Annotated in this window: 12 protein-coding genes and 2 riboswitches; of the genes, 6 read left to right on the top strand and 6 right to left on the bottom strand. The window is 73.3% G+C overall.

Features of this window, described 5'->3' with window-relative positions; all coding sequences use genetic code 11:
• Nucleotides 1-2: 2 nt before the first annotated feature.
• The 3 genes from IC607_RS01540 (at nt 3) to IC607_RS01530 (ending at nt 2,248) form a co-directional block, all read left to right on the top strand.
• Nucleotides 3-827: a PhzF family phenazine biosynthesis protein gene (locus IC607_RS01540; protein WP_191785229.1), complete on the top strand. Its 825-nt coding sequence runs from the start codon at nt 3-5 to the stop codon at nt 825-827.
• Nucleotides 828-941: 114 nt separating this feature from the next.
• Nucleotides 942-1,664, top strand: a complete 723-nt coding sequence (locus tag IC607_RS01535; RefSeq protein WP_191785228.1) for a DUF72 domain-containing protein — start codon at nt 942-944, stop codon at nt 1,662-1,664.
• 104 nt (nt 1,665-1,768) lie between these two features.
• The gene (locus IC607_RS01530; RefSeq protein WP_191785227.1) at nt 1,769-2,248 is read left to right on the top strand and encodes a pyridoxamine 5'-phosphate oxidase family protein; all 480 of its coding nucleotides are present in this window, start codon (nt 1,769-1,771) and stop codon (nt 2,246-2,248) included.
• A 5-nt stretch (nt 2,249-2,253) separates the two neighbouring features.
• On the opposite strand, the gene IC607_RS01525 is transcribed toward IC607_RS01530, so the two are convergent.
• Nucleotides 2,254-3,504 carry an O-succinylhomoserine sulfhydrylase gene (locus IC607_RS01525; protein ID WP_191785226.1) on the bottom strand — a complete coding sequence of 417 codons (1,251 nt, stop codon included), beginning with the start codon at nt 3,502-3,504 and terminating at the stop codon, nt 2,254-2,256.
• Entirely contained in the window at nt 3,501-3,914 is a 414-nt protein-coding gene (locus tag IC607_RS01520) for a rhodanese-like domain-containing protein (protein WP_191785225.1), read from the bottom strand. Before IC607_RS01520 ends, IC607_RS01525 begins: the two co-directional genes overlap by 4 nt.
• A gap of 6 nt (nt 3,915-3,920) precedes the next feature.
• A riboswitch (SAM riboswitch) is annotated at nt 3,921-4,020 on the bottom strand.
• A gap of 120 nt (nt 4,021-4,140) precedes the next feature.
• A riboswitch (SAM riboswitch) is annotated at nt 4,141-4,255 on the top strand.
• A 39-nt stretch (nt 4,256-4,294) separates the two neighbouring features.
• Here IC607_RS01520 and IC607_RS01515 point away from each other — a divergent pair.
• Both IC607_RS01515 and IC607_RS01510 read left to right on the top strand, forming a co-directional pair.
• Complete coding sequence (locus IC607_RS01515) at nt 4,295-5,683, top strand: aminotransferase class V-fold PLP-dependent enzyme (protein WP_191785224.1); 1,389 nt, start codon at nt 4,295-4,297, stop codon at nt 5,681-5,683.
• 124 nt (nt 5,684-5,807) lie between these two features.
• Entirely contained in the window at nt 5,808-6,452 is a 645-nt protein-coding gene (locus IC607_RS01510) for a fasciclin domain-containing protein (protein WP_191785223.1), read from the top strand.
• Between the two features lie 21 nt (nt 6,453-6,473).
• Here the strand turns inward: IC607_RS01510 and IC607_RS01505 are convergent, their stop codons facing one another.
• On the bottom strand, nt 6,474-7,085 hold the full coding sequence (locus IC607_RS01505) for a pentapeptide repeat-containing protein (RefSeq protein WP_370525942.1): 612 nt from the start codon (nt 7,083-7,085) through the stop codon (nt 6,474-6,476).
• Between the two features lie 73 nt (nt 7,086-7,158).
• On the opposite strand from IC607_RS01505, the gene IC607_RS01500 reads away from it, so the two are divergent.
• Nucleotides 7,159-7,737, top strand: a complete 579-nt coding sequence (locus tag IC607_RS01500) for a GNAT family N-acetyltransferase (protein ID WP_191785222.1) — start codon at nt 7,159-7,161, stop codon at nt 7,735-7,737.
• 72 nt (nt 7,738-7,809) lie between these two features.
• Here the strand turns inward: IC607_RS01500 and IC607_RS01495 are convergent, their stop codons facing one another.
• The 3 genes from IC607_RS01495 to IC607_RS01485 are packed head-to-tail and all read right to left on the bottom strand — an operon-like array spanning nt 7,810 to nt 11,436.
• Nucleotides 7,810-8,733, bottom strand: coding sequence for a MaoC/PaaZ C-terminal domain-containing protein (locus tag IC607_RS01495; RefSeq protein WP_191785221.1), 924 nt, complete (start codon nt 8,731-8,733; stop codon nt 7,810-7,812).
• Nucleotides 8,730-10,073, bottom strand: coding sequence for a 3-oxoacyl-ACP reductase (locus IC607_RS01490; protein WP_191785220.1), 1,344 nt, complete (start codon nt 10,071-10,073; stop codon nt 8,730-8,732). The genes IC607_RS01495 and IC607_RS01490 overlap by 4 nt, the downstream gene beginning before the upstream one ends.
• 1 nt (nt 10,074) lies before the next feature.
• On the bottom strand, nt 10,075-11,436 hold the full coding sequence (locus IC607_RS01485; protein ID WP_191785219.1) for an acetyl-CoA C-acetyltransferase: 1,362 nt from the start codon (nt 11,434-11,436) through the stop codon (nt 10,075-10,077).
• Nucleotides 11,437-11,562 lie beyond the last annotated feature (126 nt).

Here is an 11,562-nt window from a genome sequence, read left to right as displayed (position 1 = left end):
GCATGGAGATCCTGCGCTACCGCGCCTTCACGACCGACGACGAGACGTCGGGCAACCCGGCCGGCGTGGTGATCGACGCCGAGGCTCTCGACGAGCCCGCGATGCTGGCGATCGCCGCGGACCTCGGGTTCAGCGAGACGGCGTTCCTGACCGCGATCTCGCCGGACGCGGCGCGCGTCCGGTACTTCACGCCGCGGGCGGAGATCGCGTTCTGCGGGCACGCGACGATCGCGTCGGGCGTGGCGCTCGCCCGGGTGCGGGACGCTGGACCGGTGGTCACGCTCACGACGAACGTGGGGCCGGTCCCTGTCGAGGTGACGACCGAGCAGGCGACGCTCGTCGCGCCGAGGACGACCGTCGAGGACCTCACGGGCGCGCTGCTCGACGACGTGCTGCGCGTCCTGCGCCTCGACCGCACCGACCTGGACCCGGCCCACCCTGCGGCGCTGGTGCACGGCGGCAACCTGCACCCGCTCGTCGTCGTCCGCCCGGGCGTGCTGGCGAGGCTCGACCACGACGGCGACGCGATGCTGGCCCTGCAGGACGCGCACGGCTGGGACGGCACGGTCCCGGTCGTCGAACGCCTGGACACGACGCGGTTCGCGTCCCGCAACCCGTTCCCGCGCGGTGGCATCCGCGAGGACCCGGCGACGGGCTCTGCGGCGGCGGGGCTGGGCGAGTACCTCCGCGCGGGCGGCCACATCGACGCGCCGACGACGATCAGGGTGGACCAGGGCAAGGAGACCGGCCACCCGAGCCGCCTACGGGTCGACATCCCCACGTCAGGTCGCATCCGCGTCACGGGCGCGGCGGCCCCGCTCGCCTGACGCCGCACCGCACGACCCCAGCGCGCCCGAAACCCGCCGAGCGCGCTCGCCGTAGCGGGTGCGCTCGACGTGCAACGGGTGCGCTCGCGGGCGGGGACCCGGACGATGGCCCGCATGGGCATTCGTGTCGGGACCTCCGGGTGGTCCTACGACCACTGGGACGGCGTCCTCTACCCGCCCGGCACGCCCACGGCCCGGCGCCTGGAGCACTACGTCGCCGAGTTCGACACCGTCGAGCTGAACGCGAGCTTCTACCGCTGGCCCCGCGATGCGACGTTCGCCGGCTGGCGCTCGCGGCTGCCCGACGGGTTCACGATGTCGGTCAAGGCGCCGCGGGGTCTCACGCACGCGAAGCGGCTGTACGACCCCGAGCGCTGGGCGGGTCGGATCAGCGGCGCGTGGCACGAGCTGGGGGACCGGCGTGGCGTGCTGCTCGCGCAGCTGCGCCCGGACCAGGAGCGCGACGACGCCCGCCTGGACTGGTTCCTGAGCTCGCTGCCGGACTGGGTGCGCGTCGCCGTCGAGCTGCGGCACGAGTCGTGGCAGCACGACGACGTCTTCGCGCTCCTCGAACGGCACCGGGCGTCGTACGTCGTCATGAGCGGCGCGCACCTGCCCTGCATCCTGCGCGCGACGTCGGACATCGTCTACGTCCGCCTGCACGGACCCGACCACGATCACCTCTACGGCGGCTCCTACTCCGACGACGACCTGCGGTGGTGGGCCGACCGGATGCGGGAGTGGGACCGCGACGGCCGCGACGTGCTCGCCTACTTCAACAACGACGGCGGCGGCAACGCGGTCCGCAACGCCCGCACGCTGCGCTCGATGATCTGAGACGCGGCTGAGAGCGGTCGGCCCCCGCGTGCGGGCCGCGAGGGCGCTGCCTACCGTGGCGCTCGCGCGTCCGTCGGGGCCGCGCCCGACGAGGAGGTCACCGCATGCCCACCGAGCAGATCGCCAAGGTCGCCGAGCTCATCAAGGACGCCCGCACCGCCATGCTCACGACGGTCGCCGCCGACGGCAGCCTGGTCAGCCGCCCGATGGGCGTGCAGGACGTCGACTTCGACGGCGACCTCTGGTTCTTCGCCGACGCGGACAGCCACAAGGTGTCCGAGATCGAGCACGGCAGCCCGGCGAACGCGGCGTTCGCCGACTCGTCGTCGTGGGTGTCCGTGTCAGGCTCGGCCGAGGTGGTGCGGGACGTCGCGAAGCAGCGCGAACTGTGGGGACCGGTCGCTGAGGCCTGGTACCCCGACGGCCCGGAGACCCCCGGCCTCGTCCTCGTCGTCGTCCACGGCGAGACCGCCGAGTACTGGGACTCGCCCGGCGGCCGCATCGCGACCGTCCTCAGCCTGGTCAAGGCCAAGGTGAAGGGCGAGCGCTACGACGGCGGCGAGAACGAGACGGTCTCGCTCTAGGTGACTCAGCCCAGGACGGCGAACGCCTGGGTGAGGTCGTCCTTCAGGTCTTCGACGTCCTCCAGCCCCACCGAGAAGCGGACCGTCGACTCGGCGATGCCGACCGCGGCGCGTCCCTCGGCGCCGAGTTTGGCGTGCGTCGTCGTCGCGGGGTGCGTGACGATGGACTTCGAGTCGCCCAGGTTGTTGGAGATGTCGATGATCCGCAGGGCGTCGAGGAAGGCGAACGTCGTCTTCTTCGCCACCTCGGGCGTCGCGTCGGCCGGTACCGCGAGGTCGAACGTCACGACCGTGCCGCCGCCCGACTGCTGGCGCAGGGCCAGCTCGTGCTGCGGGTGCGAGGGGAGGTACGCGTAGCGGACGCGGGCCACCTCGTCGCGCGCCTCGAGCCACTGCGCGAGCGCGAGGGCCGACGACGTCTGGTGGCGGACCCGCAGCGACAGCGTCTCCAGGCCCTTGAGCAGCACCCACGCGTTGAACGGCGCGAGCGACGGGCCGGTGTTGCGGACGAAGGTCTGCACCGGGCCGCGGATGTAGTCGGTGGGGCCCAGGATCGCGCCGCCGAGCACGCGGCCCTGGCCGTCGATGTGCTTGGTGGCCGAGTAGACGACGATGTCGGCGCCCAGCTCGAGCGGGCGGGACAGCACGGGCGTCGCGAAGACGTTGTCGACGATGACCAGCGCGCCGGCCGCGTGCGCGAGCGCGCTCACCGCGGCGATGTCGACGAGGTCCTGCATCGGGTTGGACGGCGTCTCGAAGAACACGACATCCGCCGGGGTCGCCAGGGCCTCCTCCCACTGCGCGGGGACGTGCCCGTCGACGTAGTCGACCCGCACGCCCCAGCCCGCGAGGAGCTGGTCGAAGATCACGACGCTCGACCCGAACAGCGCGCGGGCGGCGACGATGCGCGAGCCCTGCTTGACGATCGACGCGAGCGACGTGAACACCGCCGACATGCCCGTGCTCGTCGAGACCGCGGCCTGGGCGCCGTCGAGCAGCCGCAGCCGCTCCTCGAACGTCTGGACCGTCGGGTTGTTGTAGCGCGAGTACAGGAACCGGTCGACGTCGCCCGCGAAGGCGGACTCGGCCTGGCCGGCGGACCCGTAGACGTAGCCCTGCGTGAGGAACAGCGCCTCGGACATCTCGTCGAACTCCGAGCGCACCAGCCCCCCGCGCACGGCCAGGGTGTCGGGGCGCAGATCCTCGCGGGCGACGCGGCGAGCGTCCCAGTCGCCCGGACCTGGCACGCGGCTCACAGCTCGCGCCAGGGCAGGCCGTCGGCGCGCCAGCCGGAGTGGCCACGCTGCCCGTCGAACCCGACGTCGCCCTCGAAGCCCTGCAGCACGTTGTACGACGGGCCGAAGCCGGCTGCCGTCGCGGCCTGAGCGGCGGCGACCGAGCGGACGCCGCTGCGGCACAGGAACACGATCGGGCGCTCGTCGCCCGGCGTCACGCCGGCCGCGGCGAGCTCGCTCAGGAAGTTCACGTTAGGACCTGCGGGGGTGACCCACTCGACGAACGCCGCGCGGCCGCCCAGGTCGTCGGCGTCGGGGACGCCGATGGTCCGCCACTCACCGTCGGTGCGGACGTCGACGAGCAGCGCGCGCTCGTCGGACGTCAGCAGGTCCCACGCCTGCTGCGGGGTCAGGTCGCCTGCGTACGGCATCGATCTCCTCCATCGGTCCTGGCGGTAGCACCGTGCGGTGGGGGTGAACCCCCGCGGGTTGCTGCGGCGTCGTCGAGCCAGATCTCTCGGCCGCTCTGGATGGTGGACCCGATCGTAGCGTGCGTTCCGACGCGCCTTCCACGGAGTGAACACCGCATCCCGCCATGCGAGACGCGACGGAGGCCTCGTTGACAGAAGGGGCGGGCGGAAGGAACCCTCGTGGTCAGGTCATGAGTGTCAGCGTCAAGCCCCGGCTCGCTGGCCGGCAACCCTCCTCCGCGGTGGGGTGCCCCGGGTGACGACCAGGCCAGGCACCGATCGGTGCCCGGCAAGCGCGGGGCACCCCATGGGCGGTGGGCCCCCGGAACCGGAGGTGCACCATGACCGCGATCGCTGAGCGGACCGACTGTTCGACGGACGTCGCCGCGCTCGTCCCCGTCGTCGGGGGCGCGACCACCGTGCCGCTCGTCGACGGCACGCAGCGCGTCTACGCCAACCTGGACTACGCGGCCAGCGCGCCCGCGCTCGAGGCGGTCGCCGCACGCGTCACCGAGGTGCTGCCGCTGTACGCGTCCGTGCACCGCGGCGCCGGGTACCTCTCGCAGGTCTCGACCGCGCTCTACGAGTCCTCGCGGCAGAGCATCGCGCGCTTCGTCGGAGCCCGCGAGGACGACGTCGCGATCATCACGCGCAACACCACGGACTCGCTCAACCTGCTGGCGGGCGTGATCCCGGCGGGTGGCCGCGTGCTGGTGCTGGACGTCGAGCACCACGCCAACCTCCTGCCGTGGGTGCACTCGCGCCCGGGCCAGGGTCACTCCGCGACGATCGTGCCGATCGCGCGGACGGTCGCGCAGACGCTGCGCGCGCTGGCCGACGAGCTGGCGCGTCAGCCCTACGCGCTCGTGACCGTGACCGGTGCGTCCAACGTGACCGGCGAGGCGCTGCCGCTCGACGACGTCGTGGCGATCGCCCACGCCGCCGGCGCACGCGTGGCCGTGGACGGTGCCCAGCTGGTCCCGCACCGCGGGTTCTCGCTCACCGAGTCGGGGGCCGACTACGTCGCGTTCTCCGGCCACAAGACCTACGCCCCGTTCGGGGCCGGCGCCCTGGTGGGGCGACGCGACTGGCTCGACGCCGGCACGCCGTACCTCGCAGGGGGAGGTGCGGTACGCGACGTGCGGACCGACCGGACGGTCTGGCAGCCGGCGCCGGCCCGCCACGAGGCGGGTTCGCCGAACGTCATCGGCGCCATCGCGCTCGCCGAGGCGTGCGAGCAGCTCGCCGCGCTGCCGTCCGGTGCGCTGCACGAGCACGAGCAGGTGCTGCGGGACCGGCTCGTCGACGGGCTCTCGGCGATCGACGGCGTCGAGGTGGCCCGGATCTGGTCCGACTCGACCGACCCCGTGGGCGTGGTGACCTTCACGGTCGCCGGCCACGACGCCGGTCTCGTGGCGGCGTACCTCGCGGCCGAGCACGGCATCGGCGTGCGCGACGGCCGCTTCTGCGCGCACCCGCTGCTCGCGCACCTGGGGGCGTCGGGCGGTGCGATCCGCGCGTCGGTGGGCGTCGGGACGACGAGCGAGTTCGTCGACCGCCTCGTCGAGGCGCTGGCCTCCTACCTGGCCGACGGCGCGCGCTCGTCGTACGAGGTCGTGGACGGGTGCTGGGCCGTGGTCGCGGACACGCGCCCGCTCATCGCGGTGCACGGACTGGACCACCTGGCGGCGACGGCCGCCGCAGCCTGCGGGCCGGCGCTCGACGACTGATCCGGACGAACCTGGTGCATCCGGACGCGCGCTGCGTCCGGAAGGAGGGACGAGGGCATCGACCGGTGCCCGCGCGACGCGGCGCCGAGCGCTGCCCGCGCCCGAACGTCCGCTGGGAGATCCCATGTCGATCCGACGCCTCGTCTCCGCCACTGCCGCCGCCGCGCTGACCGCGGGCGTGGTGGTCGCCGTTGCCCCCGCCGCATCCGCCGCCCCGCCGTCGGGCACGACGAGCCTGGCCGCCGTGCTCGCGTCCGACGGCGACACCTTCGACCACAACTGGTACGACTTCGACATCCTCGACCAGGCCGTCGGCGCCGTCCTGAAGGCCAAGCCGAACAGCCCCGTGGCCGTCCTGGCCGACGGGAACGTGCCGCTCACGGCCTTCATCCCGAACGACCGTGCGTTCCAGCTGCTGGCCCTGGACCTCACCCACCGCTGGTACCTCACCGAGTCCGGCGTGCTGAACGCGCTGGTCAAGGCGGTGGGCGTCGACGCGATCGAGCAGGTGCTGCTCTACCACGTGGTGCCGGGCGCGACGATCGACTCGACGACCGCCCTCGCGTCCGACGGCGCGAAGCTGACGACCGCCCAGGGCGGGACGTTCACCGTCGACGTCATCTCGAAGCGGTTCGGCATCGTGCAGCTCATCGACCAGGACCGCAACGACGTCAACCCGTTCCTGGTGCCCGGCAAGCTGGACATCAACAAGGGCAACAAGCAGATCGCGCACGCGATCGCGTTCGTCCTGCGGCCCGCGGACCTCTGACGTCGCTCGCCTGGGGCTGCGTCATTCGACGCGCAGCCCCAGGTGGTCCGCCAGGGCGGGGGCCAGCTCGACGAGCTGGTCGGCGCTGATCGTCGCGCCGGCGAGCCCTTCGATGCCGACGAGCTCTCGCAGCCCGTCGATCCCGCGGACGTCGACGTCGGTCAGCCGCGCGCCGCTCACGTCGAGCCGCCGCACCTGGCACCCCTCGAACCGCAGCGCCTTGGCCGTGACACGGGCGAGGTCCAGCTCGTCGACCACCACGCCGACGAACGCGACCTCCGTCAGGCGCGCGTCGCGCAGGTTGAGGTAGTCGATCTTGCCGCCGCGCACCTCGACGCGTGTCCACGACGAGGCGTACGCCTGGGCGGCGCCGATGCGCAGGTCGCGCCACGTGCAGTCCTGCCAGGTCGACGAGGCCGCGAGCAGCTCACCCGCCCGGGAGTCGCGCACGGTCGTGTCGATGACGCGCGCGTGCTCGAGTCGCACGCCGTCGAGCGAGCACTGCTCGAGCACGCACTCCAGGATCCGCGCCGACGACGCGTCCTGACCGTCGAGCCGCGCGCCGGTCATGGCGAGACCGTCGTAGTCACCCTCCGGCTCGAGCGGGCCGGCGAAGTCCTCGAGTTCGGTCACCGCGTCAGCCTGCCACGGTCCAGGAGCCGAAACGGCTCGGCGGGCGCGCGCGGCCCGTGCCATCGTCGCCCGCATGCAGCACGATCTGGTCCTGTCCGGTCACGGCGTCCGCCTCGTCCCGCTGGGTGTCGAGCACGCGTCGGAGCTCGTCGCGCTGATCGACGACGCCTTGTGGCGGGGGATGACGACGCCGGTCCCGACGACGCCCGCCGAGATGGTCGCCCACATCGAGGCCGCGGTCGCCGTGCCCGATCGCGTCAGCCTCGCGGTGCTCGGGGACGACGGCGAGGTGCGCGGCAGCACGTCGTACTACGACCTGTCGCGCGCCATGGGCCGGGTCGAGATCGGCAACACCTACTACGGGCGTGCGTGGTGGGGCGGGACGACGAACCCCGCGTGCAAGCTGCTCCTGCTCCAGCACGCGTTCGACGACTGGGGCCTGGCGCGGGTCGCGCTGCGGGCCGACGCCGAGAACTCCCGGTCGATCGCCGCGATCCGCCGCCTGGGTGGCGTGCCCGAGGGCGTGCTCCGCAGCCATCGCGTCCGGCCGGACGGGTCCCGCGGCGACACGGCGTACTTCTCGATCCTGTCCGACGAGTGGCCGACGGTCCGCACGAACCTCGAGGCACGGCTGACCGTCGAGGTGAGCTGATTCGTACCTGCAAGGAATCCGAACATTCTGTGCGTGAGACGAGCAGGAAGCTCGGATTCCTCGGCACGCGCGTCAGGCCGGTGTCACCGTTCCCGTCAGGTGGGGTGCCTGGGCGCCGGGGCGCCAGACGGTGTAGGCGAAGCCGTCGGCGTCGTGGCCGATCCTGACGTTCGGCGTCGACGGCAGCAGAACCGGCTTGCTGAAGTCGGCGGTCCAGACGAAGGCCTCGCCGCGGGCGGCGCCGACGTCCGCCAGCGCGCGCGACGCCGTGTACATGCCGTGCGCGATGGCGCGCGGGAAGCCGAGCGCTTTGGCGGACAGCGCCGACAGGTGGATCGGGTTGCGGTCGCCGGACACGGCGGCGTAGCGGCGGCCGGTGTCCGCGGGCAGACGCCACTGCCCGGTGGGGACGGGGGCGACGAAGGCCTCGCGCTCGTCGTCCGTGCTTGTCGACGCGGTGCCCGTCGCACTCGTGCCCTTCGCCAGGTACGTCGACGTGCCGCGCCAGACGACCTCGTCGGCCGCCGAGACCTCGGTGACCAGGTCCACCTGCGTGCCCGCGCGGTGCGGGCGCAGGTCCTGGGCCCAGGCGCGGACGTCGAGCGGCTCGCCCAGGCGGATCGCGCGGTGCTGCGTGACCGTGTTGGCGAGGTGGACCATGCCGAGCAGCGGGAGCGGGAAGTCGGATCGCGTCATGAGTGCGGTCGCGACCGGGAACGCCAGGACGTGCACGAAGCCGGCGGGGAGCGCGTCCGTCGCGGCCTCGCCCAGCAGGTGCTGGTAGGCCGTGAGGCGCGCGGCGTCGGTGCGGACGTCGCGGACCACGTACGCCACCTCGGGCAGGGCGCCGACCACGTCGTCGGACGCGCCGAAGCGACGTGTGACCGCCAGCCGACCGCTGGCCGCGGCACCGCGCGCGTACAGCCCGCCGAGCCCCGGTACGGCCGGGAGCTCGACGGTCCGGTACGTGCCGGCGGTCGGGCGACCGTCCGTCACTGGCCCACCATGTTCTGCCCGCACACGCGCAGCACGCGCCCGACGACGCCACCGGCGGCCGGGGACGCGAGGAACGCGACCGCCTCCGCGACGTCGACCGGCTGGCCGCCCTGCTGCAGCGAGTTCAGCCGCCGCGCGACCTGCCGGGTGACGGCGGGGATGCGGGCGGTCATCTCGGTCTCGATGAACCCGGGTGCCACCGCGTTGGCGGTGCCGCCGAAGGCCTCGAGCAGCGGTGCGGTCGCCCGCACCATGCCGATGACGCCGCCCTTGGACGCGGCGTAGTTGGTCTGGCCGCGGTTGCCGGCGATGCCCGACGTGGACGCGAGCGAGACGATGCGCGGCGCGTCGGTGAAGTCGCCCGAGGTCAGCAGGGCCTCGTTGATGCGCAGCTGGGCCGCGATGTTGACGGCCAGCACGGAGTCCCACTTGTCGGGGCTCATGTTGGCCAGCAGCTTGTCGCGCGTGATGCCGGCGTTGTGCACGACGATGTCGAGACGGCCGTGCCGGGCCAGCGCGTGCTCCAGGATGCGGGTGCCGGCGTCGTCGGCCGTCACGTCGAGCTGGAGTGCGGTGCCGCGCACGCGGTTGGCGACGCGCGTGAGCTGCTCGCCCGCGGAGGGCATGTCCACGGCCACGACCGTCGCGCCGTCGCGCGCGAGGGTGTCGGCGATCGACTCGCCGATGCCGCGGGCGGCGCCCGTGACGACGGCGACGCGACCCTCGAGCGGGCGCTCCCAGGTCTCGGGCAGCGTCCCGGCTCCCGACGAGACCGTCAGGAGCTGACCGTCGACGAACGCGGAGCGTGTCGACAGGAAGAACCGCAGCGCGCCGACGACCGACGGGGCGTCGGCCGCGACATCGCCGGCCATCACGATCCCGTTGCCGGTCGACCCGCCGCGCAGCTCCTTGGCGAGCGAGCGCAGGAGCCCGTCGACTCCCTGCCGCGCGGCGGCGACCGCGGGGGCGTCGTCGGCCGTGGCCTCCCGCGACAGCGTGACGACACGCCCACCGCGGCTCAGCGAGCGCAGCACGCCGGCCGCGGCGAGCACCGGCGCGGACAGCTCGTCGGGGTGGCTGACCTGCGTCAGGACCAGGACGACGGCCGCGTACCGCAGCTCGGGCGTCGCGTGCCGGTGCACCTCGACGTCCCACGTCCTCGACAGCAGCGCCGCGACGCCGTCGGCGTCCGCGCCGGTCCCGACGACGAGCGCGGGGCCGCCGAGCAGGGGAGCGCCGGGCCGGTAGCGCCGCAGCGGTGCGGGCTGGGGGAGCCCGAGCTGCTTGGCGATCTTGGCGGTGACGCCGCTGTTGACCAGGTTCAGGTAGGTGTCGCCCATCTCAGGCCGCCTCGAGGATCGCGGTCAGGCCCAGCCCACCGGCTGCGCACACGGACACGAGCGCGCGCACGGGCCGGCCCTCGGCGGCCTTGCGGGCGTGCAGCTCCTTGCTGATGGTGGCCACGATGCGTCCTCCCGTCGCGGCGAACGGGTGCCCCGCGGCGAGCGACGAGCCGTGCACGTTGAGCCGGTTTCGGTCGACCGTGCCGAACGCCCCGGCCAGGCCCAGGCGTTCCTTGCCGAACTCCTCGGACTCCCACGCGGCGAGCGTGGTCAGCACCGTCGCGGCGAACGCCTCGTGGATCTCGACGTAGTCGAAGTCCGCCAGCGTCAGGCCGTTGCGGGCCAGCAGCCGGGGGACCGCGAAGGCCGGCGCCATGAGCAGGCCGTCGACGCCGTGCACGAAGTCGACCGCGCCCGCCTCGGCGTCCACGACGACCGCCAGCGGCGTCAGCCCGTGCTCGTCGGCCCACGCGTCGTTGCCGAGCAGGACCGTCGAGGCGCCGTCGGTCAGCGGCGTCGAGTTCCCCGCGGTCATCGTCGGCGGCGTGTCCAGGGTCAGCCCGAACGTCGGCTTGAGCTTGGCGAGCTTCTCGAGCGACGTGTCCGCGCGCAGGTTCCCGTCGACCGACTGACCGCGGTAGGGCGTGACGAGGTCGTCGAAGAACCCGGCGTCCCAGGCCGCGGCCAGCCGCTGGTGGGAGGCGAACGCGACCTCGTCCTGCGCCTCCCGCGTGATGCCCCACTGCGCGGTGGTCAGCGCCTGGTGCTCGCCCATCGACAGGCCGGTGCGCGGCTCGGACGTCCGCGGCGTCGCGGGCGCGAGGTCCTTGGGGCGGATCTTGGCGGCGGCCGCGAGCTTCTGGCCCACCGTCTTCGCGCGGGACAGGTCCAGCAGCGCGCGGCGCAGGCCCTCGCTGACCGCGATGGGTGCGTCCGACGTGGTGTCGACACCGCCGGCGACGGCGGACTCGATCTGCCCGAGCCGGATCTTGTTCGACAGCGACACGACCGTCTCGAGGCCCGTCGCGCAGGCCTGCTGCAGGTCGTACGCCGGTGTCTCGGGCGACAGGGCCGACCCGAGCACGACCTCCCGCGTCAGGTTGAAGTCGCGGCTGTGCTTGAGGACGGCGCCCGCCGCCACCTCGCCGATGCGCTCGCCCTGGAGGCCGTAGCGCGCGACCAGTCCGTCGAGCGCGGCCGTGAGCATGTCCTGGTTGCTGGCGTGGGCGTACTTCCCGCCGGCGCGCGCGAACGGGATCCGGTTGCCGCCGAGGACGAGCGCGCGGGGGCTCGTCGGCGGGATCGCGGACGTCGCTGCAGACGTCTCGGTGGACTTCGCGGTGGACCTGGAGGCAGCCATGGAGCGTGTCCCTCTCGCATCGATGAACATCGTCGGTGATGAGTCTCGAGCACCGGTCCGGTCGATCCGCGACGGACCTTCGTCCCACCGGTGTTCCCGGAACCCACAGTACCTGATACCTTCGGT

It is taken from the genome of Cellulomonas sp. JH27-2, assembly GCF_014837175.1.
Classification (GTDB): Bacteria; Actinomycetota; Actinomycetes; order Actinomycetales; family Cellulomonadaceae; genus Cellulomonas.
The sequence above is the reverse complement of the archived record's forward strand: the minus strand, read 5'-3'. Positions and strand labels throughout refer to the sequence as shown.

What these genes read in the sequence shown, in the direction of transcription:
- IC607_RS01540 (WP_191785229.1), top strand. Translation starts at nt 3, where the DNA reads ATGGAGATCCTGCGCTACCGCGCCTTCACGACCGACGACGAGACGTCG.
- IC607_RS01535 (WP_191785228.1), top strand. Translation starts at nt 942, where the DNA reads ATGGGCATTCGTGTCGGGACCTCCGGGTGGTCCTACGACCACTGGGAC.
- IC607_RS01530 (WP_191785227.1), top strand. Translation starts at nt 1,769, where the DNA reads ATGCCCACCGAGCAGATCGCCAAGGTCGCCGAGCTCATCAAGGACGCC.
- IC607_RS01520 (WP_191785225.1), bottom strand. Translation starts at nt 3,914, where the DNA reads ATGCCGTACGCAGGCGACCTGACCCCGCAGCAGGCGTGGGACCTGCTG.
- IC607_RS01515 (WP_191785224.1), top strand. Translation starts at nt 4,295, where the DNA reads ATGACCGCGATCGCTGAGCGGACCGACTGTTCGACGGACGTCGCCGCG.
- IC607_RS01510 (WP_191785223.1), top strand. Translation starts at nt 5,808, where the DNA reads ATGTCGATCCGACGCCTCGTCTCCGCCACTGCCGCCGCCGCGCTGACC.
- IC607_RS01500 (WP_191785222.1), top strand. Translation starts at nt 7,159, where the DNA reads ATGCAGCACGATCTGGTCCTGTCCGGTCACGGCGTCCGCCTCGTCCCG.
- IC607_RS01490 (WP_191785220.1), bottom strand. Translation starts at nt 10,073, where the DNA reads ATGGGCGACACCTACCTGAACCTGGTCAACAGCGGCGTCACCGCCAAG.
- IC607_RS01485 (WP_191785219.1), bottom strand. Translation starts at nt 11,436, where the DNA reads ATGGCTGCCTCCAGGTCCACCGCGAAGTCCACCGAGACGTCTGCAGCG.